22 protein-coding genes are annotated in these 25,650 nt (G+C 44.3%); all 22 read right to left on the reverse strand.

The annotated features are described in order from the left end of the window. Positions 1–67: 67 nt before the first annotated feature. From metG to K360_RS0107770, 22 genes are read right to left on the reverse strand one after another with little or no spacing between them, the layout of a single operon-like run. Entirely contained in the window at positions 68–1,999 is a 1,932-nt protein-coding gene (metG, locus tag K360_RS0107660; protein ID WP_024822581.1) for a methionine--tRNA ligase, read from the reverse strand. 22 nt (positions 2,000–2,021) lie between these two features. Further along, positions 2,022–2,843 (reverse strand): 16S rRNA (cytidine(1402)-2'-O)-methyltransferase, encoded by an 822-nt coding sequence (gene rsmI / locus K360_RS0107665; RefSeq protein ID WP_024822582.1) that lies wholly within the window; start codon positions 2,841–2,843, stop codon positions 2,022–2,024. Continuing rightward, a complete protein-coding gene (locus K360_RS0107670; protein ID WP_034326860.1) occupies positions 2,843–3,589 on the reverse strand; it encodes a tRNA1(Val) (adenine(37)-N6)-methyltransferase in 747 nt (248 codons plus the stop codon). Before K360_RS0107670 ends, rsmI begins: the two co-directional genes overlap by 1 nt. Beyond that, positions 3,577–6,993, reverse strand: a complete 3,417-nt coding sequence (smc, locus tag K360_RS0107675) for a chromosome segregation protein SMC (RefSeq protein ID WP_051461144.1) — start codon at positions 6,991–6,993, stop codon at positions 3,577–3,579. The genes K360_RS0107670 and smc overlap by 13 nt, the downstream gene beginning before the upstream one ends. Next, a complete protein-coding gene (locus tag K360_RS0107685; protein WP_024822586.1) occupies positions 6,968–8,467 on the reverse strand; it encodes an Rne/Rng family ribonuclease in 1,500 nt (499 codons plus the stop codon). The genes smc and K360_RS0107685 overlap by 26 nt, the downstream gene beginning before the upstream one ends. Then, complete coding sequence (locus K360_RS0107690; RefSeq protein WP_024822587.1) at positions 8,467–9,120, reverse strand: TIGR03936 family radical SAM-associated protein; 654 nt, start codon at positions 9,118–9,120, stop codon at positions 8,467–8,469. Before K360_RS0107690 ends, K360_RS0107685 begins: the two co-directional genes overlap by 1 nt. Beyond that, positions 9,120–10,955 carry a TIGR03960 family B12-binding radical SAM protein gene (locus tag K360_RS0107695; RefSeq protein ID WP_024822588.1) on the reverse strand — a complete coding sequence of 612 codons (1,836 nt, stop codon included), beginning with the start codon at positions 10,953–10,955 and terminating at the stop codon, positions 9,120–9,122. The genes K360_RS0107690 and K360_RS0107695 overlap by 1 nt, the downstream gene beginning before the upstream one ends. A gap of 21 nt (positions 10,956–10,976) precedes the next feature. Next, positions 10,977–12,086 (reverse strand): rod shape-determining protein RodA, encoded by a 1,110-nt coding sequence (gene rodA, locus K360_RS0107700; protein ID WP_024822589.1) that lies wholly within the window; start codon positions 12,084–12,086, stop codon positions 10,977–10,979. A gap of 10 nt (positions 12,087–12,096) precedes the next feature. Then, positions 12,097–12,354 (reverse strand): cell division topological specificity factor MinE, encoded by a 258-nt coding sequence (minE, locus tag K360_RS10720; RefSeq protein WP_034326862.1) that lies wholly within the window; start codon positions 12,352–12,354, stop codon positions 12,097–12,099. 25 nt (positions 12,355–12,379) lie between these two features. Then, positions 12,380–13,183, reverse strand: coding sequence for a septum site-determining protein MinD (gene minD, locus K360_RS0107710; protein ID WP_024822590.1), 804 nt, complete (start codon positions 13,181–13,183; stop codon positions 12,380–12,382). Between the two features lie 26 nt (positions 13,184–13,209). Next, positions 13,210–13,878 (reverse strand): septum site-determining protein MinC, encoded by a 669-nt coding sequence (gene minC, locus K360_RS0107715; RefSeq protein ID WP_024822591.1) that lies wholly within the window; start codon positions 13,876–13,878, stop codon positions 13,210–13,212. Between the two features lie 14 nt (positions 13,879–13,892). Continuing rightward, on the reverse strand, positions 13,893–15,641 hold the full coding sequence (gene mrdA, locus K360_RS0107720) for a penicillin-binding protein 2 (protein WP_024822592.1): 1,749 nt from the start codon (positions 15,639–15,641) through the stop codon (positions 13,893–13,895). Continuing rightward, positions 15,634–16,095 carry a hypothetical protein gene (locus tag K360_RS0107725; RefSeq protein ID WP_024822593.1) on the reverse strand — a complete coding sequence of 154 codons (462 nt, stop codon included), beginning with the start codon at positions 16,093–16,095 and terminating at the stop codon, positions 15,634–15,636. The genes mrdA and K360_RS0107725 overlap by 8 nt, the downstream gene beginning before the upstream one ends. Next, positions 16,092–16,895 carry a rod shape-determining protein MreC gene (locus K360_RS11055; RefSeq protein ID WP_024822594.1) on the reverse strand — a complete coding sequence of 268 codons (804 nt, stop codon included), beginning with the start codon at positions 16,893–16,895 and terminating at the stop codon, positions 16,092–16,094. The genes K360_RS0107725 and K360_RS11055 overlap by 4 nt, the downstream gene beginning before the upstream one ends. Positions 16,896–16,916: 21 nt before the next feature. After that, on the reverse strand, positions 16,917–17,996 hold the full coding sequence (gene mreB, locus K360_RS0107735) for a rod shape-determining protein (RefSeq protein ID WP_051461145.1): 1,080 nt from the start codon (positions 17,994–17,996) through the stop codon (positions 16,917–16,919). Beyond that, positions 17,993–18,667, reverse strand: coding sequence for a JAB domain-containing protein (locus K360_RS0107740; RefSeq protein ID WP_024822596.1), 675 nt, complete (start codon positions 18,665–18,667; stop codon positions 17,993–17,995). Before K360_RS0107740 ends, mreB begins: the two co-directional genes overlap by 4 nt. Positions 18,668–18,669: 2 nt before the next feature. Further along, on the reverse strand, positions 18,670–19,308 hold the full coding sequence (locus K360_RS0107745) for an MBL fold metallo-hydrolase (RefSeq protein WP_024822597.1): 639 nt from the start codon (positions 19,306–19,308) through the stop codon (positions 18,670–18,672). Continuing rightward, positions 19,309–19,758 carry a D-aminoacyl-tRNA deacylase gene (gene dtd, locus K360_RS0107750; protein WP_024822598.1) on the reverse strand — a complete coding sequence of 150 codons (450 nt, stop codon included), beginning with the start codon at positions 19,756–19,758 and terminating at the stop codon, positions 19,309–19,311. A gap of 7 nt (positions 19,759–19,765) precedes the next feature. Continuing rightward, complete coding sequence (locus K360_RS0107755) at positions 19,766–22,075, reverse strand: RelA/SpoT family protein (protein WP_024822599.1); 2,310 nt, start codon at positions 22,073–22,075, stop codon at positions 19,766–19,768. An 18-nt stretch (positions 22,076–22,093) separates the two neighbouring features. Next, on the reverse strand, positions 22,094–23,758 hold the full coding sequence (locus K360_RS0107760) for a single-stranded-DNA-specific exonuclease RecJ (RefSeq protein ID WP_024822600.1): 1,665 nt from the start codon (positions 23,756–23,758) through the stop codon (positions 22,094–22,096). Then, positions 23,755–24,147 carry a LapA family protein gene (locus K360_RS10730; protein ID WP_024822601.1) on the reverse strand — a complete coding sequence of 131 codons (393 nt, stop codon included), beginning with the start codon at positions 24,145–24,147 and terminating at the stop codon, positions 23,755–23,757. Before K360_RS10730 ends, K360_RS0107760 begins: the two co-directional genes overlap by 4 nt. Before the next feature lie 39 nt (positions 24,148–24,186). Further along, entirely contained in the window at positions 24,187–25,566 is a 1,380-nt protein-coding gene (locus K360_RS0107770; protein WP_245587098.1) for a radical SAM/SPASM domain-containing protein, read from the reverse strand. Positions 25,567–25,650: the final 84 nt, after the last annotated feature.

The following is a 25,650-nucleotide window of genomic DNA, read 5'->3' on the forward strand; positions in this document are numbered from 1 at the left end:
CACCTTATTCAAAAAATATCGGGTCTCTTCCAGGAGAAGAAACCCGATACAAACATTTATCTCCCGTTTAGCTAACTCGACATCCCAAGGGAATATTTTTGTCAGGGGTCAACAAAGCCAACGTAGATTTATCAGCGGGGCCTGAAGCCAAAAGCATTCCTCTGCTCTCGACACCGCAAAGTTTAACGGGCTTAAGGTTCACCACTACAACGATCCTCTTCCCAAAGAGCTCTTCCTTTGTAAAATGTTCCTTTATTCCGGAAACGATAGTACGCTTTTCATAGCCGAGATCGACTAAAAGTTTATATAGCTTTCTCGCTTTAGGGATATCCTCAACTTCTACTATTTGCCCTACTCTCAGTTCTACTTTTGTAAAATCATCAATTAAAATTTGCTCTTCATGGTTACCTGGGTCGGGCATGGAGTTTTTTTTCTCCTCCCGCTCTGCCTTTTCTTTCTTCCACTTCTCCAAGTCAATACGCGGGAAGAGAACGTCCCCTTTCGCTGTTTTAATCCCTGCCGGGAATTCTCCAAAAACGTAACCACAAATGCTGTGATCTTCTGGCTTTCCAGGAAGCCCCATTTGCTGCCATAGTCTTTGAGCAGCATAAGGCATAACAGGAGTGATAAGTAAGCCCGTAGCTCGCAAAATCTCTGCGAGAACGAACAACACTGTGTCTAATCTCTCCTCAGGTCCCTCTTTGCCGAGCTTCCAAGGCATAGTCTCATCAATATATTTGTTCCCTTGTCGAATGAGGCCCCAGATGCTTTTTAGAGCTTCATCATAGGCAAAATTAGACATATGTTCCTCTACTTGAGCAAAGGTAGATACGATACACTCCTTTATATCTTCATCCATGGCATTAAAAGACGTATAGGAAGGAATGACGCCATTTCTAAAGTTTTTGACCATTTGAAGAGTTCGATTGAGTAAATTCCCAAGGTCATTGGCCAAATCTGAATTAATACGCTGTACCATAGCCTGCTCAGAGAAATCACCGTCAAGACCAAACGTTACTTCCCTAAGAAGGAAATAGCGGAAGGGGTCCACGCCATAACACTTCACCATTTCAAAGGGATCCACAACATTCCCTTTCGACTTCGACATTTTTTCGCCTTCAACAGTCCACCATCCATGAGCAAAAACAGAGACAGGAGGATTCAACCCCAACGCAATGAGCATAATGGGCCAAATAACACAATGAAATCGAATAATGTCTTTTCCAACAAGGTGATGGACATGGGGCCAATATTTCTCCAGTTTTTGAGGATCAGACATATAACCACATGCCGTTAGATAGTTAATCAACGCATCAAACCATACATAAACTACATGTTTTTCATCGCCTGGGAGAGGGATGCCCCACTTGATAGTAGTGCGAGAAACAGATTGGTCCCGGAGGCCACTTTTGATAAAACTGACTATCTCGTTATACCGGCTTTTAGGCATAATAGCTTTTAGATTTTTCTCATAGTAATCTAAAAGCTGATCAGCATATTTTGATGCCCTGAAAAAGTAGCTTTCCTCCTCCATTTTCTGAAGAGGACGCCCACAGTCTGGACATGTCTTATCTTCTCCCATGCTGCTTTCTGGAACATATGTTTCGCAAGGGATACAATACCATCCTTCATATGTCCCCTTATAAATATCCCCTTGTTCCATAAGTTTTTTAAATATGGCCTGAACCACAACTTCATGGCGTTTCTCTGTCGTTCGGATAAAGTCATCGTTTGAAATATTCAGCACTTCCCAAAGCTTGCGGAAGTTTTCCATGGTTTTATCTGCCAGCTCTTTCGCTGTCAGCCCCTTCTTTTCAGCGCTTTGCTGGATTTTCTGACCATGCTCGTCAGTTCCCGTACAGAAGAAAACATCATAGCCCGTCATTCGTCGATATCGAGCCATAACATCAGCAGCTATAGTTGTATAGGCGTGTCCTATATGGGGGATATCGTTAACATAATAAATGGGAGTCGTGATATAAAAGTTTTTCTCAGACATAATTTCTCCTCCTTCTTTCAATTTAGTCCTGTCCCCTATGAATCAGCCAATCTTTGACTGTATTTTTTGATACGGAGTAATGTTGAATTATAAATTCTACAACTTCTTTCGATGTAATGCCATCGCGCAACATGTCAAGGGCCTTTCCCTGCCACATACTTTCATCAAGTGGCGCGGATAGAGCCCTATCCACTATAAGGACAAGTTCTCCACGAACCCCCTCTTCCTCTATACCTTTTAGAAGAAGAGAGAGAGACGATCTCCGAGCTTCTTGATATATTTTGCTGATTTCCCGAACTAAAGCTGCCGGGCGATCTCCAAAAGATTTTAATATATCTCGCAAATGTTTCTGAGCTTTATGAGGGGAAAGATAGATAATAATAGGGAAAGGATGATCTTTCAAAAGAGCCAGCTCTTTCTGCCTTTCTCCTGCTTTATCTGGTAAAAAACCATAAAAAGTAAAAGGATGAGGCCCTAATCCTGATTGAATTAGGGCTGGAACAAACGCTGTCGGACCTGGCAAAACATCCACCAGTATATTTTCGGACAACGCTGCACGAATCAGAATAGCTCCGGGATCCGAAATGCCAGGCGTGCCTGCATCGGAAACAAGGGCGACTTGTTGCCCTTTACGAAGTCGTTCTAACAGTTGTTCTCCCCTTTTATATTCATTATGGGCATAATAAGAAATCGTAGGGACTCGTATGTGATAATGTTGAAGGAGTACGGCTGTTTTTCGAGTATCCTCACAAGCAATAATATCCGCTTCTCGAAGTACTCGAATGGCCCGGATTGTTATATCTCCTAAGTTTCCTATGGGAGTAGGAACTACAAAAAGAGGCATTATGCCCTCCCTTCCGGCAAACGGTACGCCGCTAATAAATCTGGAGTGAAATACCCCTGCTCATCATATATGAAAAGGGGAGGTTCTATAGTCACACCAGTCCCGGCAGACCGCACCGCATCCACCAGAATCATAGATGCTTTTTTATCTGGACGGGGATGAACCAGACGAATTCGCTTCGGAAGTATATTATTCTGGGTAAGATTCCACAATAGCTCTGCTGCCCGTTGAGCTCGAAATATCATATAGAGATGACCTCGATTCTTTAAGAGGAACCGAGACGCCCGCACTACATCGAGTAACGAACAATAAAGTCCCTGCCGAGCAGTCGCATCACTGAATGATTTTGTCCATCGGCTCCGCGCTGGCTCGTCGTAAGGGGGGTTAGTGACCACCACGTCAAAAGACTGAGGCGCATACATCTTTTTTACTTCCCGAAGATCTCCAAGAGAAAAACGCACACGCTCCTCCAATTCGTTTTCAAGAGCGTTGCGTTTGGCTAAATCAACAAGTTCTTTCTGTATCTCAAGTCCCTCTATACGTATGCTTTGAGGAAGACGAAGGGCCAAAAGCAATGATATGACACCCGTAGCACTCCCTAGTTCAATGAGGTTATCTCTTCTTCTCGCCTGAACAAAAGAGGCTAATAGAATAGTATCCACCGTTACCCGAGGACCATCTACCGGCTGCCACGCTTTTAAGGCCCCATAAAGGACATTATCACAGGTTGCTTTTATTCCTTCCATTCGTCCAGACTCACTCCTATAACTTTTGAAAGGCCAGGTTCCGACATCGTAACACCATAAAGGACATCAGCTCGTTCCATAGTGCTCCTCCGGTGGGTCATAGCCAATATCTGTATATACGCTGCATAATCTGTAACAAGATCTACAAATCGGAGCAAATTATATTCATCCAAAGCGGCATCTACTTCATCCAAAATTGCGAGAGGGACAGCAGCCACTTCCATAGTAGCAAAAAGAAGGGCTATCGCCGATAAAGATTGTTCCCCCCCAGAAAGCTGCGTTAGGTTCTGTAGTTTTTTCCCAGGTGGTCTAGCATAAATATCAACCCCGGCTTCCCACAGGGAGAGGCCCTCTTCCATTTGAAGATGAGCTTCGCCTCCACCAAAGAGTCGTTGGAAAAGAGCATTGAATCGCTTATCGGTATTGACAAGAGCCTCTCCAAACACTTGTCCCACACGCCTGTCTGTATCTTGGATCATTTCCTGCAATTCCTTTATTCCAGCGCGTACATCCTTCATTTGTTCAGAAAGAAAGGCAAGCCGCGCATTGAGAGATTCATGTTCAGAAAGGACGCCGAGATCATACTCTCCCAATTCCCGTAGTTTCTTCTCTAGTCGTTTAACACCCGCTAATCCTTCGTCTCTCAAATCGTCAGGAAGAGCAAGAGACCCTGGATAGGGGTAGTTTTCTTCCCACAAAGAGGTAATCTGAGTGAGTTCTCCCTCTACGTTGTCAAGCTGCCGACGGCAATCACGTAGCTGTTCTTCACAATTTTGGCGAAACTGTATGGCATCTGCGTGACGCTGCACCAAAAAAGTTATCTTGTTATTTATAACAACCAGGTCGTCTTGCACTCTCTTCTCTTCTTTTAGCGCATTCCCCCGACGAGACCACACATGGTACGACTCTTTTCCAAGAGATTGAAGTCTGTCGAGATTTACCAAAAGATCCCCTGATACCTTCTCCCGTTCCTGTGTCAAATCGAGAAGCGTTCGCTCCATGCGCCGCACCTCCGAATCCATCCGTTCTACAAGGACGTGATGGGCTCGAACTTTTTCCCTCGTTATAGCGGCTTCGGCCTGGGCTGAGGAAAGCTTATGTTCCAGATCTGCTTCATCTGGTAAATCACCAAAATCCAGGATCATTTTTTCCAGTTCCTCGGAGTGAAAGATTATTTGCTCCGACAACGTTACATCCTGTTCTGCCTCTTTTTTAAATGCGTCTTCTTCCCTCTTCAAACGTTGTACTTCTTTGAAGAGGCTGTCTTTCCGAGCTATAAGTACTGAAAGTTCCTTCTCTATTTCTTGCTCCTGTTCGCAAAGTCCTGTTTTATGAAAAGCAACTTCTTGTTCCCGTTTTTCCGCTTCCCGTAATTCAGCAGAAAAATTTTTAAGAGCAAGACGTTCCTTTTCGAGATGATTGTTCAGTTCATCTATAAGAAGGCGCCGTTCAATAGCACCTCCAGAACGACGAAATTTACCACCGCTCACACTTCCTGCGACAGTAAAAACATCTCCGTCAAGAGTCACTATGGGGAAAGAAGCACCTATACGGGCTAATTGGACACCCACATCATATGATTCTATTATAAGAAGATCTCCAAGGAGGTGCCGCACTGCCGGGTCCCATGGTTCTTTTATAGAGAGCAAGTCTACGGCCCATCCTACAATTCCTTTATCAGAGAAATGAAAATTACGGTCAGGTGTGCGGGGATAACATCGTTCTAGCGGCAAAAAGGTCACACGGCCTGCTTTTCGTTCCTTTACAAGTTCTATGCCTTCGCGAGCCTCCTCCAGCGTTGAAACCAACAACCAGAACTGTCGGCCGCCAAGATACGCTTCCAGGGGCGACGCCAAATCACTGGAACACGTAAAAGCATCAGCCACAAGAGTAGCCTTTATATTTAATTTTCCTAGTTTCCCCGCCGCTAATACAACACGAACTGGCTCGGGATAAAGTCGTTGTTCCGTGTTTTCATAAAGAGTTTCCAGCTGATTTTCCAGTTGGGTTACATTCCTTTTTGCAAAAGTTACAGAAGAGGCTAACTGCTGGCAAGAGGCGTAGACCTCTGCATGGAGAGCGGAGGTTTCTTCTCTCTGGGCCTGGAGATCCAAAAGCTTGCGTTGCTTATGTTCCAAGTCTTTCATAAGCTCTTGCAACTTTTTTTCTGCCTCATCGCGCTCTCGGAGACTCCCTTCCAAGGCAGCCTTTCTAGCCTTAAGACGTGCGTCTATACGATTTTTCTCCATTTCCAAACGAGCCACTTCTTCTCTGCATTTCTGACGTCGTTTTCTTTCCTCATGGAGAGATGTACGCAGTTTGGAAAATTCTTCAGAAATAGATGAAATAACCCCTTCTTTTTCTTTTAGCTCATTACAAAACGAAACATACGCTTTTTTCGTAACTGCAGTTTCGCCTCGTACCTCTTTGAGATTCCCCTCTAATATTTTAGTATCTTCAGCCAGAGAGCATAGTCTTTCTCGAGCTCCCTTAACAGAGAGGCCCACAGCAAAACATTGCCGATGAAGAGAGTCTCTCTGAGAATCCAACGCAACGAGAGTTTCGCCGAGAGATCGGCTATTTTGTTTCAATCCCTCTATTTTCGATTGGTAAAAACGAAGACCATATTCCCATAGAGTTTCCCACTCTATGGCTTGCGCTTTCCGACTATCTACGCTGCTTACATGATGTTGTAAAGATACAATCTCTTTCTCAAGAAAAGTTCTCCTCAAAAAATAATAATCCCGTCGCCGCCCTTCAAGCTCATGGAGAATCCCCCTGGCTTCTTCAGCTATAGATACCAAGGGTAAAATTTCATCTCGACGCATTGTAAGTTCCAAAACAAGAGTTTGAAGCCTCGCTAGCTCATCTGTAGCCGATTTAAGTTTCTGACTGGCATCCTCTCTTTTTCTTCTATATCGATCAATACCAAAGAGCGCTTCAAGAACTGTACGACGCTGAAGGGGCCTCTGCCGAATAGCTTCAGCTACTTCTCCCTGCCCAATAAAGGCAAATTGCTCACCTTCAAGATGCCATTCACGTTTAATCTCATCAAGGTCCTGAAGACGAATACGCACCCCATCAACAGAAAGAGTCGTCCCACTTTCTGGGGAGAACTCTCTTCTAATAGTACAAATCTGAGGATCTTCTCGCAAAGAGAGAAGGACCTCAGTTTCCCCAGCTGAAGGAACACTAACACTTCCCTGGAAAAGGAGGTCGCTCTGTTTGGTAATTCTCAGACGGTTAGGGCTCCCTTCTCCTAAGACCCAGCGCAACCCATCGAGAATATTACTCTTGCCACTGCCATTAGGGCCTACAATGGCAGTGAATCCTGGAGAAAAAAGAAGTTCATGCTCTCCTCCAAAACTTTTAAATCCTTTAAGACGAAGCCGTTCGATAAACACGAATTTTTGCCTCCCACTGCTCCATCTGTTCTACTTTACGCTCCACAAGATCCAACGTTCCTTGAACATCTAACCTGTATTTACTCCAAGCAAACTCCGGAGCTCCGGCAATGAAGATTTTTCGCCCAAACTCTTCCTCCCAAAGAAGAAGATATGTTTCTGCTATATATTGGGCAATAGCTGGATGAGCCTCAAGAAGCATGGCTTCTGATTTATTGGAAAGCGCAACTTTCCGTAAAAAGCGCTTGATATGCATAGCGACGCTATCCTCTTTAAGAACCCAACCATATCCACCACAAAAGGGGCAACCTCGGGTCATCACTGAACGGACATCGGGACGAGCCCGTTTCCTGGTAATCTCTACGAGACCAAGCTGGGAAACTCCAAATATTCTGGCTCGGTATCGATCGCTCTGAAAGACTTCTTCGAGACGCTTAAGAAGCTTTTGTCTATCCTCTTCATATTCCATGTCTATAAAGTCGATCACAACAATACCACCGATAGCTCGGAGCCGAAGCTGGCGGGCTATTTCATCTGCCGCCTCCAGGTTGGTATCGAGGACTGTGTGACGAAGATCCGTATCTCCTACGAATTTCCCTGTATTCACATCTATAACTGTAAGCGCTTCAGTATGGTCTATGATGAGATACGCTCCGGATTTTAACCACACTTTTCTATCGAGGGCTGTCTCTAGGTCTCTCTCTATGCCATAGAAATCAAAAATAGGGGTATTCCCCTGATATAGCTCTACCTCAGGAGCCCTGTCTTCCAAAAGCCTCACGAGGAAATCATTTACTTTTTCATACTCTTCTTCGCTATCAATAATAATCTCACTTACATCCCCAGTAAGCTCGTCACGAAGAACCCGTCCCACCAGACCTATATCCCGATAAATAAGGCATGGTGCCGACTGTACCTGAGCGTTATGCTTTATTTCCTCCCAAAGATCCTGAAGGTTATGAAGTTCATGCATTAATACCTCTTCATCAACACCTTCTGCCGCCGTACGAATAATAACTCCATATCCATTGCCTTCATCTCTCAGTTTCTTGGCGAGGGCGCGAAGACGTTTTCGCTCCTCTTCGTCTGTAATACGTTTTGAAACCCCCGTCTCCTGCCCCTCAGGAACAAATACAAGGTATCGTCCGGGGAGAGAAATCCTTGCTGTAACTCGAGCTCCTTTATTTTTACGAGCGGCCTTAACAACTTGAACCACTACTTCAATATTCGGTTTAAGGTCGAGTCCCTTGGCATCATTTAAGTAAAGAAAGGCATTTCTACCATCGCCTAAATTTACAAAAGCCGCATGTATTCCAGGCAACACACTATCCACTCGGGCCTTATATACCTCTCCAGTTTTTTGTCGCTCCCACATTCGCTCAATAAAGATATCCACAAGGCGGCCATTTTCAATAATAGCCACTCTCATCTCTTCCGGGTCGACGATGTTGGCCACGATCTTTCTATCAGTCATTAAACTACCCCCTCACCTCTTATAAATTGAGCTGGTAAACGAGGAGGATTCTTTTGAAAAACAAGGGGTTCAAGATTCCCTTCGTTCCATTTTCCCACAGTGGTCCGTACAAGTTTAACGTCAGCCCACCCTTGTATAAGGCCTATTCGCTCTAACTCCTTTATTAAAGCGCCCGGGCCTAAGCTGTAGGGATCAGAAAAAACGCACTCAGCAAAAGGGGAACAGAGCGTCCAGTTGAGTAGTTTCTCTGGAAAAAAAGTTTGATCCTCCAGCTGGCGTACTAATTTCGGCAATGAGTTTTCGGAACGAAAACCTATAAGATATCCTGAAGCATTGCAGCTTTTACTAATGGAAGGTCCTTCGTAAATAGCACCACCTGTAATAGTGAAAGCAGATGGAAGAGTTTTATTCCAGCTTTCTAAAAAGTCATCATTCCAATTCCTCACCCAAATGTCAGCAGGTTCCGAAAGAGCTATGATCCCCACCGGAAGCTCTGGACCTAAGCTCACTCTTGGTCTGGGAGAAAATCCTTCTGTAAGGACAAAATCCAAACCTGCCCTTCTTCCTGCTCGATAAAGCGTTTGAGGCATAGAGATATGAGAGATAAAACACCCTCGTCCCCGTTTTGAGTAAGTGATTCTCACCCGGAACATTAGTGAACGCCTCCCTGCGACCATTGACAGCCATAAGACTGCCAACCGCACCCATGACAATGAGACCAGCGACAATCAGGCGTTAAAAGACCTTGTATGGCCTTTTCTCGTTCCCTCCAAAGGAAATCGCGGGATACCCCTGTATCTATATGGTCCCAAGGGAAACCTTCTTTCTCTTCGCGAGATCGCAAATTAAAGGAGCTAGGATCTATTCCCTTCTCCTCAAAAGCCTCGAACCAACGCTGGAGAGAAAAGGTCTCACTCCATCCGTCAAAACGAGCCCCTTTCTCCCATGCTAAAGCAATAACTGAGGCTAAACGCCGATCTCCACGGGCAAAAACACCTTCTAAGAAGCTTTGTTCCGGCTCATGATATTTAAGAGAGATTCTTCGGTTATAGATCTTACTTTTCAAATATTGTCCTTTCTGCCGTAGTTCTTCTATAGAATTTTGAGGTTCCCACTGGAATGGGGTATGGGCTTTCGGGACAAAACCTGCTACAGACACTGCTATATTTGTTCTTCTCTTCCATGATTTCCCGATGGAGAGTGCGTGAAGGGCAATATCCACGATACCATCGAGATCTTGTTCCGTTTCGGTAGGTAACCCCATCATAAAATAGAGCTTCACGCGATCCCATCCATGGCTAAAGGCAGCGTTAAGGGCGTATTCTATATCCTCCTCAGACACTCCTTTATTGATAACATTTCGAAGTCTCTGCGTTCCTGCTTCAGGAGCAAAAGTCAGTCCTCCACGGCGCATGACCTCAAGAGAAGCCGCTAAATCTACAGAAAATCTATCCATTCTGAGACTTGGCAAGCTGACTTTGATCCCTTTACCATTGACTATTGGCTCGATCTTCTGAAGAAGCTCTGTTAAGCCAGAAAAATCACAGGAAGCAAGGGAAATAAGCCCCACCTCTTCCCAACCAGAGGTGTTTGTCAAGTTAGAAACCAAATTCACAATTTCTTCTACCGTCCGTTCCCTCACGGGACGATAAATAATCCCAGCCTGGCAAAAACGGCACCCACGAGAACACCCACGAAAAATTTCGATGGGAACTCGATCATGAACCACATTAGCTGTAGGGACAATAAGTTCCTCTGGATAAAAAGAACCTCGAAAATCTTCCACTATTTGGCGTTTGATCGGGAGAGATAACGCTGAAGAAAAATGGACAGCATCTCCATCCTGATGGGCATTTACAAGGGACGGAACATAAATTCCTTTTATATGAGCCAACGTCTCAAGACGTTGAGATCGTTTCATCCCCTTCGTTTCAGACAGAACGGCCACCATTTTAGGAAGTAAGATTTCCCCCGCTCCAAGACAAAAAGCGTCTATGAAAGGAGCGATAGGTTCTGGTGTTAAAGCCCCCGGCCCTCCAGCAAAAATTATTGGGTCTTGTTCTTTTCTTTCCTCTGAGTAGAAAGGAACGCCGCCTAAGTTCAACATGGTTAAAATATTCGTAAAACTCAACTCATATTGAAGAGTAAAACCCACAGCATCAAAAGCAGAAAGAGGTCTATCCGTCTCGATAGACCCCAAGGGGAGTTTATGGCTACGCAACAAGTGCTCCATATCCACCCATGGACAATAGGCCCGTTCTACGTCGGCAAGAGGCTGTTTTTTTAGAAGACTATAAAGAATTTGGAATCCTACATAACTCATTCCTATTTCATAAACATCAGGGAATGCAAGGCAAAATCGCACGAGATCGCCCTTTCCCCCCTTCTTGGGAGCCACAGGCCCCCACTCGCACCCCGCATATCGAGAGGGGCGTGAAGTCTGGGCCAATAAAGGCCACAGCTCATCATCAAATTCCGGGAATTTCATAAAATTCCTCCCCGCAGAAATCTATTCATAATCTTTAATTGTTGAAAGATATACACTTACAACAAGAGCTACGGCCACTGTCACTGCAAGAAGAGAGCTGCCTCCATAACTTAAAAAAGGGAGGGGAAGCCCCGTTACGGGAAGAAGGCCCATGCTCATCCCTATACTTTCAACAACTTGAAACCATATCCATGCAGAAAGAGCTGCAACGAGAACCTTTCCACGTATATCTTTACATCGAAGTCCTGCATCGATTATCTTCCAAAAGACAAGACAAAAGAGCGTTATGACCAAAAGAGCTCCTACAAATCCAAACTCTTCTGCATAAACGCTAAATATAAAATCCGTATGAGGTTCAGGTAAAAAACGCAATTTGCTCTGGAGACCTTGAAGAAACCCCTTCCCCAACAGCCCCCCAGATCCAACGGCAATACGTGATTGAATAACGTTATAGCCTGCTCCTAAAGGATCTAAAGCTGGATTTATAAAAACAAGAAGCCTTTTCTTTTGATACTCCTTTAAAAAAAAACATCCTACAGGGAGCAGCATCATTCCTACCCCTGAAAGGGTTAAAGTATAACGTTTAGGCGCTCCAGCCACAATAAGAGAAACGAAAACCATAAGACCATATACTATGGTACTCCCTAAATCTGGCTGCACGAATATCAATAGACCTGAAATAGCAGCAATCCCCAATCCACCTATATATCGAGAAGCGGTGGTTGGGGGGTAGCGACAAAGGTGCTTTGAAAGGACAAGAGCTAAAGCTATTTTACCGACTTCAGCAGGTTGTAGGCGCAATGGGCCTACACTCAACCAGCTCTGTGCACCTTTCACCGTAAGCCCCATAAGAAGCACTATCAACAACAAGACTATTGATAACCAATAAATAGGGTATGCCCAACGAAGTAAACGTCGATACCCTATTTTGACTACTACAAAGAAAACACCAGAAGAAATAAGACCCCAAACAATCTGTCGAAGAGCAAAGCCCCCAGACCTACGACTTACGCTCATTTCAGCACTGTATATTGAAAGAACGCCAAGAACAAAAAGCATAACTACCGAAACCAAAAGCAGTGTATCCGCATGTTCCCAAAACTCTTTAAAAGTTAATTTTTTGTCGTCCATACCCTTTTGTTTATGCTCTTCTCTTAATACGCACAACTGGTATATTTGCTACAAAAGCTACAGAGTGATCTGCTTTATCAAGATCCATTTCGATGTTCTCCGCATCAATTTCCATATATTTGGAAAGGACATCGATCATATCTTTCCGCAGCTCCTCCATTAACATTGGGGAAATATCGGTTCGATCATGAATCAAAACAATCTGAAGCCGCTCTTTCGCAGCTTTCTTTGAGCCTTGCCGGCCAAACAGCTTTTGCAGTATTCCCATCATATCGTCCTCTCTTCCCGGCTACCTAGAAGCCCAATAACTTTTTGAGGCCGGAGAAAAATCCTAATCCTTCCTGGCTCTCTAGCTTCATGAAAGGGACATCATTACCAAGTAGCCTGCTGGCAATATTTCGAAAAGCCTGCGCTGCAGGAGATGAATCTCCATATGTGAGAGGTTCCCCTCTATTTGCAGACTTCACCACACTATCGTCATCAGGAACGATGCCTATCAATTCCACAGCGAGTACATCAAGGACATCTTGTACGTCAAGCATTTCCCCTTCTCGAACCATATTCGCCTTTACGCGGTTTATAACAAGTCGAATAGGATTTTTCCCCATAGATTCAAGGAGACCAATAATACGATCTGCATCACGAACAGAAGGGACCTCTGGAGTGGTCACTACCAACGCTTCTGTAGCCCCAGCCGCTGCATTTTTAAAGCCACCTTCTATTCCTGCAGGACTATCAAGGAGAATAAAATCAAAATCTTCTTTTTTTAACATGTTACAAAGTTCTATCATTTGCTCAGGGTTGACGGCATCTTTGGTACGAGTCTGAGCAGCAGGAAGAAGGAAGAGATTATCAACTCTCTTATCCCGAATAAGAGCTTGAGGAAGACGACAAGTTCCTTCAATCACATCAATAAAATTATAAACAACTCTATTTTCCAAGCCCATAACAACATCGAGATTCCTGAGCCCGATATCAGCGTCGACTGCTACTACTTTATAGCCCTCCTTCGCCAGCGCAAAAGAGACATTAGCCGTAGTTGTTGTTTTACCAACACCGCCTTTCCCTGACGTTACAACAATAACACGAGGCTCCACGGGGATCCCTCCATTCCGAAAGTGAGTTATATCTTTAATTCCCGCACAAATAACGAGTCTTTTTCTAATGAAACTAGTACTGAGCGTCCCCACCATTCCATTGAACTATCCAGATAACTCCCAACTTTATGACCGAGACGCACCTGCTTCGCCTGAAAATCTCCTACAATTATACTTTGCCCTTCATCGCCATCACTACCTGCATGAGCAAGGCCTTTTAATCGTCCCCATATACAAATATTTCCAGATGCAATAACTTCTGCACCATCATTGACATGCCCTATGATAATTACATCTCCGCCATGCTCTATTCTCTGGCCGGATCGAAGAGAACGCACCAAGAAAAGAGTATCACAATTTTTCCCTTTTCGTGGAAAGAAATCTTTTGTCGGCTCTCCTATAGAGATTCCTACGGAACGCAAAAGATTCTGACTCTCAACGTCATATGTAATCCACGATGAGACCACTACTTTTCGCGCCCAAATAAAGTCCGTAACGATTTTCCCGACAAGACTCTGACTAAGCTTGCGCCCCTGGAAATCAAGAATAACCTGTAACCCCAGTATGGCGCCGGCTTCTTTAGAGATTCTTTCCAGCTCCAACATAATCTCTTCTTCAGCTAGTTCCTCTGGAATAAAAAGACGCAAACCTCCTCCTGTCCCTTTAAGTTGTATCGGCGTATGAAAAGTCTCCATGGCCCCCTCCTCCTTTATTGTCGAGGTATGCTCTGAGACTGGCGTTCTACAAGATAAGCCAAAACTTCCCCCGATATGGGGGCTGCTACAGAACTACCATGTTCTCCTGCTTCTACAACAACAGCCACCACATACTGAGGTTTATCCGCAGGAGCATACCCTACAAAAAGGGCATGATCTGCCCCATGGGCATTTTGAGCTGTTCCAGTTTTACCTGCTACTGACACACTAAAAGTACCAGCCCGCCAACCAGTTCCACGCTTCACAACATCTTGTAATCCATCGTTGACCAGCTTCAAATAGCTACTCGAAATCTGTAAATCTTTAGGAACTACAGCACTTTTTTCATTTAAATATGGGGTTACGAGCTTCCCTCCATTAGCAAAAACAGCGTACATTCTAGCAAGCTGGATGGGGGTCATAAGCAAATATCCTTGCCCTATAGAATAATTTACAGTATCTCCCTTGTACCACGACTCTTTCACGACCGCTTCTTTCCACTCTCGTCCAGCTCTGTTTCCAGAAAGCTCGCCAGGAATGTCTATTCCGGTAAGTTCCCCCACTCCAAGCTTTTGCCCCCACTTGGTAAGGTTGTCAATCCCAACTTTTATGCCTACCTGATAAAAAAATATATCGCAAGAATTTTTCAATGCTTCCTTCATATTCAAAGTTCCATGTCCTGTTCGTTTCCAACATCGGAACGTGCGACGCCCCAATTGAAAAGCTCCTCCACAGAAGTAAGTAGTTTTAGCGGTTATCTCTCCTTCAGAAAGAGCTGCCAGCGCAACTAATGATTTAAAAGTAGACGCAGGCGGATAAACTCCTGCAATAGATCTATCCATCATCGGCCGTTCTGGGTCGTTGAGAAGAGATTTCCATTCTCGAGCCGAAACTCCCCAAGCCAATGGATTGTTATCGTATGAGGGGGCAGTGTAAAGAACGAGCACTGCTCCAGTATGAACATCGAGAGCAACTACCGCACCTCGTAATCCTTTCATAAGGTCAGAAGCCAACCGTTGTGCACCAAGGTCTAAGGTCAGATAGAGGTTTTCCCCCTTTTGTGGAGGCCTGAAATCTATCTCCTGAATCCGCCTTCCTCGAGCATCTACCTCTATCGCTTCCACTCCAGGAGAACCACGAAGTATATTTTCATATGTATATTCTATGCCAGACTTACCAACCAAATCTCCACCAACATAATCTCCTTCTCGTTTTACATGGAGTTCTTCTTCACTTATTTCACTTACATACCCTGTCACATTTGCTGTGAGAGCTCCGGAAGGATAGATCCTACGCCATACTGGAACTGGGAAAAGTTGGGAAGGGAATTCCGGATCCGCCAAAAGTTCAGCCATTTGAGTTAAGGTAAGATTTGAAACAATGCGTACAACTCTATAAGGAGCCCAATATTGCCGCTTCACAGCAGCAGTAATTTCTTCTGGCAAAAGAGGAATCCCATGTTTACGAAAAATAGCTGAAGTACGCATGGCTAAATCTTCATTTTCAAAATCAAGAGGATATCCCATAATATCGAATGTACGTATGTTTATAGCGAGAGGAGCTCCATTTCTATCGAAAATATTCCCTCGCGATGGGGCTAGTCGAATAAATCGGAGTCTATTTCCTGCCGCAAGCTTTACATAGGTGTCTGCGTGAATGATCTGAAAAAAATAAAGAGCTATCACCAATCCACCCATGACGCAGAGCATTACGACTCTCCAGATACGGAGCCTCTTATCGATGTCACCACGAACATTAGACATCGTCTTGGTTCATCCTCCATGCATATAGAAGACAGGCTAACATTACCATCGGGATAAGAACCGCCTGTTGTACCACAAAAGTCTTCAATATCTCTTGTTCTCGAAGCCCCCACATAAGAAGCCGAATAAAAGTTATAAGCAAATGTCCACTCCAAAGAAGCAAGCCAAAGACGGGTACTGTTCGGCCAGGGGATGGAAGAGAAAACCATACCCAGCGCACTATCAAAACTGAAAACACATAAACACCAGAAGAAAGACCTGGAACACCTGGCCATCGAAGATCCCATAGAAGTCCTCCAATAAAGCCGATCCAAAAAGATAATACTCCTTTTTCTTCGTCTACAAGAGCAATATAGAGAAGTGCAAGAAGAAATATCTCTGGAACCAGAAAATGTCCCGAAGAAAAAACTCGAAGGAAATCTTGGATATACCACGATATGAAATAGGTCATCACGGTTTTTTCTTCTCCTCTGTTAGTATTTCCACAGTGTAAAGACGGACAAAATCTCCCCCTGGCTGTATTTTATAAGCATCTACATCTCCTGAAAGACGTCTCGTCTCACCTGTAACCATTCCTATGGGAAGACCTGGAGGCAGACTCTCACTGACAAGAGCAGTACTCACTGTCATTCCTTTTTCAATAAAACGACCTTCAGGAACATATTGAAGCCAAACACTCCCCTGCCCATCTCCTGTCACTACTCCTAGATCTCGAGTTTGATCTACAACTACAGGGATAAGAAGAGAAGGAGAAGTAATAAGGTCCCCCCAAGAGTACCCTGATTCAACTCTGGAAAGACGTCCTATAAGATAACCATCTTGGAGCATTGGAAGCCCTGGTTTTAACCCATTTTCTTGTCCTTTGTTCAACCGAATTTCTGTCCACCAGTTCTCTGGGGATCGCAATGTTACTCTCGTATTTACTATTGAGGAGTCTAACACAATAATTTCCTCTGCAACCTTACGTTGACCAGCCGCAACCTTTAATAACCAGTTTTCTCGAGAAAGAGATTGAATTTGGAAAATAAGAGACGCTCGCTCTGTAAACCAGAGGGAGAGCTTTCTAAAAGTAGCATTTAAGAAAACCGCCGGGTATTCAGGATAATAGAGAAACTTACCCACCGCGTCTGCTGGAATTCTGTATACCTCTCCTGCACGAGGGGCAAAAGCCAAAAGCAAGAGGCTTATAGCAATAGCTATTAATCCATGAATTAATTCCCCACTAAAATTGTTACCTTTTAGAGGCCTCCGCATAGTCAAAGCTCCTAAAAGGAGCTATTGAGCTCCTTTTTCTACAGAGAGAAGAACCTTCTTCATATCATCAAGATTTTCAAGAATTTTCCCCACTCCACGTGCAACAGCAAATAAAGGGTCTTCCGCTACAATAACTGGCGTACTAAGAGACCTGGAGAGTCTTTGAGACAACCCTCTCAGCAAAGAAATTCCACCTGACAAAATAATGCCTTGGTCTACTATATCTTTAGATAACTCTGGCGGTGTTTGTTCTAATGCAACTTTAACCATATCTTCAATTCGACGAACGATGGGTTCAAGAGCTTCGCGTACCTCAGAAGAAGTCACTGCATCTGCTTTGGGAAGACCGTCAGCTAGATCCCGGCCCTTCACAGCCATCTCTAACTCGCTCTCCAACGGAAGAGCTGAGCCTATCTCGATTTTTACTTCTTCAGCAGTAGTCTCGCCAATAAGAAGAGCATATTTTTGACGAAGCATGGCGATAATAGCCTCATCCATATCTCTCCCCGCCGTACGAAGAGAGTTCGTTACCACTATTCCACCTAAAGAGAGAACCGCTACTTCGCTCGTTCCTCCGCCTATGTCGAGAATCATACTTCCTCGAGGTTCTTTTATAGGAAGCCCCACGCCAAGAGCTGCGGCAACAGGCTCATCCACAACGTAGGCTTCTCGGGCCCCAGCACCTAACGTTGCATCTATTACAGCTTTTCTCTCTACCTCTGTTACTTCCGCTGGAACGGAAATAACGACCCGGGGGTGGGAGAGAACCATATTTCCACCCGTTGCTTTTCTAAGGCAATGGCGAATAAGTTCCTCCGTCATTTCAAAATTGGCGATAACACCATCCTGCATAGGCCAAATGGTATATACGCCAGTAGGAGTCTTCCCGGCCATAGCTTTTGCTTCGCCACCTACAGCTATGACTTCAATATTACCGCCACCCTTCGTCTTTTTACGAATGGCAACAGCAGAAGGTTCGTTGATAACAATACCTTTCCCTTTCACATATACAACGATATTGGCAGTTCCTAGGTCAATGCCCACATCGGTACCAAACACGCCCGAAAGAAATCTAAACACTTGTACACTCCCCACCTTCATACGGTATGCCTTGAGGGGACTTTTACGAATTCCCCTCCCACTGCTATAAAATGCCCCACTAAATGAATACTAAGCAGTTCTAGTTGTTGTTCCACATATTCTGTTAAAAGAATATCTTCTCGACTTGGCTTTAGAACTCCACCGGGATGATTATGCACCATAACCATCCCTTTTGCATTAAGCCGTACGGCCTGTCGAAATAAATACTTTACATCAAGAAAGGCTCCGCCAATTCCCCCATATGATACTCTTTCCTGGGAAATCACGCCTCCTTTTCCATCAAGAAAAAGAGAAATTATGAACTCCCTATCCTCTCCTGAAAGAGCATGGCATAGAAGATGAAGATCTTTCTCCCACTCTTTACGTTCCTGAGAGGCTTCCACATCACAAGCTAATAACCTTTTCGCAAGCTCAAAAGCGGCTATAAGGACTGCTACTTTAGCTCGTCCCATTCCCTGGATATTAATGAGCTCCGAAACAGAAGCACGAGATAGCCCCTTAATATCTCCAAAAACATGGAGGAGTTCCGCCGAAAGTTCTAAAACATCTTTCCCCCCACTGCCTGTGCGAAGCAATACTGCTAAAATTTCAACATGAGAAAGAACCGACACACCCTTTCGGAAAAGTCTTTCTCGAGGACGTTCCGATGGTGGCAAATATTTTAACTTCACTCCTACTGTAACCCTTTCGGCCAGAAAGGATTTGCTTCCCGTTCCTGCCCTATCGTTGTTTCTGGACCATGACCAGGAAGAACTAACATTCCATCAGGCAATGTCACAAGTTTCTTAAGGGAAGAGGTTAACTGTCTCCCATCTCCTCCCGGTAAATCTGTTCGCCCTACACTTCGGGCAAAAAGAGTATCTCCTGATACTAGAAGCTGCTCTTCACCTAAAGAGATGAGATAACACACGCTCCCTGGCGTATGGCCTGGGGTGGCTATTACTTTTACTATAAACTCTCCAATGTTAAGCTCATCTTCATCACTTAAAAGTTTTGCAGGTTCCCAGCCAGGAAAATCAAGGCCCATCCAATGGGAAAGATTTAAATCTGGGTTTCGTAACAATTCAGAGTCGTTCTTAGAAAGGGCAACTCCGAGAGAAGCCAGTGGTGCCAGCTCTGGAATACCTCCAATATGGTCAATGTGCGCATGAGTTAAAAGGATCCATTCAAGTCGTATTGAATGTTCGTCTAAGAAGGTCAATACATCGGCAGGATCCCCACCTGGATCGACAAAAAAGCCCTTCCCTTGACTATCGTAGAAAAGATATCCATTCGTCCATAAAGGGCCGAGGGGAAATCGTTTATATTCCATTTACGCTCCCTCCGGTGTATCAATAATAAGGGTAACTGGCCCATCATTAACGAGATGAACCATCATATGCGCCTGGAAAACACCTGTTTGTACCGGCACATTTTTTTCTTGCGCCAGTGCTATAAATTTTTCATAAAGCCTCTTCGCCAGTTCCGGATTCGCCGCATCTACAAAAGAAGGTCGTCTTCCTTTTCGGCAATTCCCATATAAAGTAAACTGAGATACAACAAGAAGCTCCCCGCCAACATCAAGAAGGGATCGATTGAGTTTCTCTTCTTCATCTTCAAAAATTCTCAAGTGAATAATTTTATCTACAAGCCACTCTGCATCAACATCACTATCAGTTCCAGTTACTCCCAGCAAAACAAGGAGCCCCTTATCAATAGCCCCAACTTGCTGGTCCTCTACAGCTACAAAAGCCGATGAGACTCTCTGTACGATTGCTCTCACTTTTCTGTCACCCCCGCTTTACTTCTATAACATTTTTTACCCCATTCAGCTTGGCAACAACAGCATAAAGATGTTCTACGTCACGAACTCGTATCTCTATTTTCATTCGAGCGAGGGTCCCGCCTACTACATGGGCTTTTATACCCACAATACTCCCGTCACAAGCCATTATGGCTTGTCCCACATCAGTAAAAAGCCCAGCACGATCCATTCCCTCTAATTTAAGTCGCGTCGTATAACGATTCCCTAACGTTCCCGCTCCCCACGACACCTGGATGAGCCGAGATTCGCTCGCATCATTCAAATTAGGGCAATCCTTTCGATGAACGGTAATTCCTCGTGTTCGAGTAGAGTACCCTGCAATTTCGTCTCCCGGAACAGGCAAACAACAATTCGCTATCACAACTTGTACTCCCTCTGCCCCTTCCACAATAATATCGGAGTCTGTCTTTTTTATACCCGTTAAAGGTTCCTCTGGGATTTCTAAAAGAGGAGCTTGTGCTTTGCCTAATAATTTTTGAATGACAGTAGACACATTCAAAGAGCCACTCCCCAAAGCCACTAAAATATCTTCTCCATTCGCATGCCCAATGTCTCGAGATATTTTATTCAGGCGAGGGATCATATCTCCTAATACAGGACTTATCTCTTCTACTGCCCTACGTTTCAACTCTCGCTCCAGAAGTTCGTGCCCCCGCTGCATCTTCTCTTGCTTTTCTACTTTCTCCTGTTGACGGAAAAAAGACCGGATTTTACTTTTAGCCTTACCACTCCTGGCCATTTTCAACCAGTCTCGAGAAGGGACACCTTGAGGAGATGTAATAATTTTAACAATATCGCCATTTCTTAATTCGTAAGAAAGAGAAACAATCCTATTATTAACCATAGCGCCTACACATCGGTTTCCTACTTGCGTATGAATAGCGTAAGCAAAATCAATAGGGGAAGACCCCTTGGGCAAAGAAACTACTTTCCCTTGAGGCGTAAAAACAAAAACATCTGACGTGAGAACATCCTCTTTGAGTCGTTCAAGAAATTCAGAAGGTCCCCCCTCATGATCTCCCTCTAAAGCTTGTCGAATCCATGTAAGGCGAGCATCCAATTCATCCAGTCCTACACTTCCCTCTTTATATCGCCAATGAGCAGCAATACCGTATTCCGCAAGGCTATTCATTTCGTCTGTTCTTATTTGAACTTCCAGAGGCTCTCCAGTAGGCCCTACAACAGTGGTGTGAAGAGACTGATACATATTCGACTTCGGGTTGGCGATATAATCATCAAACTGGCCAGGAATGGGCTTCCATATAGTATGGACTATCCCCAATACCGTATAACAAGAAGCCACATCATCTACAATAACTCTTAGAGCAAGGAGGTCATAAAGTTGCTCTACAGAAAGTTTTTTCCTATTCATTTTTTCATAAATGCTGTAAAAGTGTTTGGCTCTTCCCTTCACTTTAAAGTGGATACTCTCTTGTTTAAGCCGTTCTTGCAATATTTCGATGGCTTTCTTAATAATATCTTCTCGTTCCGGCAGTTTTTTACGAACTCGCCGTCGAATTTCATAATACATATCAGGATCTGCATACTTAAAAGCTAGGTCTTCCAACCCTCTCTTCACTTGATAGATTCCCAAGCGATGAGCGAGAGGAGCATATATCTCTAATGTTTCGCGAGCTATTCGAAGCTGTTTATCTCGACGCAAAGCCCCAAGAGTCCTCATATTATGCAACCTATCTGCTAACTTAATGAGGACTACACGAATATCTTTGGCCATGACAAGAAACATTTTTCTCAGATTTTCTGCTTGATAGTCTTCAAAAGACTTGAAGGGGAGTTTCCCTAATTTTGTTACGCCATCCACAAGTGTGAGCACTTCACTACCGAAGCTGCTTCCTATTTTCTCTGCAGAAAGGGCTGTATCTTCAAGAACATCATGAAGTAATGCGGCCTGGAGGGTTACCAGATCTAGCTGCATGTCAGCTAAAATCGACGCGACGTTGATGCTATGAACAATATAAGGATCCCCTGTGGATCTCTTCTGCTCTCCATGAGCCTCTGCGGCTACCACCAAGGCTTCACCGACTTTTTTCAGCTCATCTTTTGTAAAATAGCAGCTCACCTTTGACCACAATTCATGCCAAGCAAATTTAACGGAAATAGTTCTCTCTGATTCTGGAACCCGACCAATATAACTATCCCGAAGTTTCCCAAGACTTTTTCTGTCAAGACCGAGGTTTTTAAGATGCCGTTCCTGTTCTTTGGGATCAAAAGGATCTATTTCATACTCTAATGAATCTGTATGTATCTCTACCATGGCTCGATACCTTCCAAATTAAGGCTCGATAATAACGTAATCGAGCATAAACTGAAGTCGAAGCTGTCCTCGCCAATAATCGAACCGAGGATGATAAACCCAGCCAGCAATATTCGAAGAGGCAATAGAATTAAGAACATGAACCCCGTTGAAAGCCACAAGGGAATCTTCGCCACATTGTATTTTTAAATGGGTTCCTGTTTTCCCCAAAGGTAAGATTTTCTCATCTTCACTCTTTTCACAAAATAACAAGGGGTACGGATTCCCAATCCCAAAGGGACCAAGGTCTGCAACAGACTGCCATGTTTTCATATTAATCTGAGAGGGGTGGATGTTAATAGCTGAAATTTCAGGTTCCTCGCACTCTACATTGGAGAGCATGCGTTCGAGATCTATCTCTATGTCTTGCCAGTTTTCTTTAGAGACAGAAAATCCTGCCGCCTGCTTATGCCCTCCCCAAGCTTCGAGACGATCTGAAATACAATCAAGTACCTGTACTGCATTTCCTCCAGCAGGCATACGCAATGTCCCTCGTATCCAATTTCGAACAGGTGCTGCTAGCACAACTGGAACATTTCGCTCAGAACAAAGTCGGCTCGCAACTCCACTTAAAACTCCAATAGGCCACGACTCTTGAAAAAGGACATGACGATCTTTCTCTTCTGCTACCTTAGAAGCTTCACGAGTGATTCGGCTGGAAAGGTTTTGCCTTTTCCGATTTAAAGAAACTAGTTCTTCCACATTCTGAACGCCAGGCTCTTCTCCTACAAGGACTTTCACAGCTAAATCAGCAAAAGAAAGACGCCCAGCAGCATTTAGGCAAGGAATCACCTTCATAGCGAGCTGTTCTTCATTTAAATAATAAGGAGCAAGACCCAAACGACTGAAAAGATGTCGAAGCCCCTGGCGCGGTGTAGAGCGCATTACATCCAGACCTTCCTTGACAAGGGAACGATTAAGCATTTCTAAAGGAACACAGTCAGCGATTGTAGCGAGAGCTACGAGATCAAGCCGTTCATAAAGCCACTTTTTGGGCATAATATCAAAAAGAAAAGCCCAGAGCCAAAGCACAGAAGTGGCACAAAGCCGTCGAGTCTCCATATCACCATCAATTTGAGGATTGACCACATAGGGGTCTGAAATGTCTTCTCTATCCGGAAGGTGGTGATCAAAAACAAAGACATTGAGACCTAAAGATCTGGCCTCAGCCAAGAGGGACGTATCCTTTGTTCCACAATCAACGACCATCAGGGTATTACACCCAGCCTCGACAAGCTGAAGGAGAGCCTGACGATGAAGCCCATAGCCTTCAAGATGACGATGAGGGATATAAAAACGCACCCCCTGCGCACGGGAACAACAAATTTCCATAGCCAAAGTAGTAGACGCAACACCGTCTACGTCGTAATCACCATACACCACTACATTGCCTAAAGAAGGTAAACGATGCCACATTCGAGCTGCTTCTTCAGCAGAAGCTCCCAAATAACATTGAGGGAGCAAGAAATCAAGGCTCGGACAGAGCCAGGCCCGAGCCTTGTCTATATTATGGGGGGAAACTCGCCCCTGCAACTCTAAAACAGCCGCAACAAGAGGTGGACAATCAAGCTGTTCAGCAATATAACGAGTAGAGTTTGACGGAACTATTATGTTAAGTTTCGATTGTAAACAAAAAGAAGTCACTGCTGTTCATTTTCCTCTCTTGGTTTGATTTCTTTATTCTGCTCTTGAGGTTCGCTCTCTACCAACTGGATTACTTCTTCTTTCGTAGAAGGATGGGAAGTGGCATTTAAAGCATTTAGAAGAGAAGTTCGCTCATCTTCTAGCTTTTTTACCTGTTCTTCCAGCTCCCGGGTCTTCTTTTTATATTTACCACGGAATTCAAAGGCCGCGGACAGCGAGACTAGCCACATGAGGACACAACCTCCTGCAAAAACGGCAACTTCCCAGATTCCCTGGGGAACTTGTCGTGTCCATATTAGAAATTTGACCGCCACTTCGCCCGTATTTTGAAAGGCATATATCGCAGATAAAAGCATGGCCAGTCCTATAGCCAACGCATAGCTTCTCATGTGACCCCCTCCTCGTGGGACCCAGCTTCCCGTCCCATTTTAAGAACGAGAGCTCGTCGGTAGATTCATTCTCTCAAGCAGTTCCTTCTTATCCTCTTTTTCAAGGCTCTTGAGATACTTCTCTTTCTCGCCATCCTCCCAAAGAGGATCATAAATCGCTTTAATTCGTCTTGCATAAGAATCAAGACCCTCTGGGATAGTTCCTGAAAGAATTTTTTCAAGACCACAATGACACGGTTTAGCTCCAAACTTATGAACTGCGTCACGAAGCACATCTGGATGATCCAGAATCATACATGGTCTTAACAAATTATCTTCCCCATGGTAAGGAAGTTGATTACGAATATACGTGAAGAAAGGACTTCCTGCAATCTCCACTAGCGACTTCTCACGAATATTATCTACAGCAAAGGGGGCAAAAACACATGGTTCTACGCGCCCATCAGATATGACATGCCAGTAGCGCTCACCAGCCGCCATACATCCATCTACATATGGGCCATCGTTCCAGAAGTCTCCAATAAAAATGGGGAAATCTTTACTATGCCGCCATGCCTCCACTTTTTTATGAAGGAAAGCCCGCTGTTCTGGCGTAGCCATATAACTCATATCTGGGTTAGCGCCAATGGGAATATACTGGAAAAACCAGCCGACTTTACAGCCTCTTTCTATCATTGTTCTGATAAATTCGTCTTGAGACATATATTCTGCCGAAGAACGAGTGCAAGTTGCACTGAAACCAAACATAACACCAGCTTCATAGAGCCTCTGATATGCGTTAATTACTTTATCATAAATACCCGAACCTCGTCGAAAATCTGTCTCCTCTCTGTTCCCTTCCACCGAAATCATGGGCATAACATTCCCAAGATCCACGAGACGACTGACCATGGCTTCGTCTAAAAGAGTTCCATTGGTATAAACCTGAAAATAGCAATCTCCATGTTTTTCCCACAAGTCGAGAAGGTCTCTACGGAAAAAGGCCTCTCCACCAGAAAAGGTAAAGAAAAACATCCCTAGCTCCTTCGCATCATTGAGGAGTTTATCCAACTCATCAAACGTTAACTCTCCAGTGGTGTCATATTCTCCCGCATAACACCCCTTACAATGCAAATTACATCTCATTGTAGGACTGATGACCATAAAATTAGGTAAGTGTACGTGATACTCTTTTTCCTTTTTATCACGAATACCGCGACCAAGAACCATAAAATTGACAATAAGATTTTGAATGAGTTTAGAGAGGCAATGTGGGTTAAGTTCTAAAACAATACGTTTGATAACACCTACAAAAGGGTCATCTTTTTCCACCATTTCAGCTAACTGTTTGAAGGTTTCACGATGATAGCGAGCTGGAGCAATGCTCCCTATAGTTTTCAGAAGAGATATAAGCTGTTTGTCATCTCCTCTCCGAAACATTAACGCGGCTCTTTCGATGGCCTTCTGGGAAAAGAGCCCTTTCGCCTTATTTATCACAGAAATGGCCACCATCATCATCTCCTT

Source organism: Aminobacterium mobile DSM 12262, assembly GCF_000526395.1.
Taxonomy (GTDB): domain Bacteria; phylum Synergistota; class Synergistia; order Synergistales; family Aminobacteriaceae; genus Aminobacterium; species Aminobacterium mobile.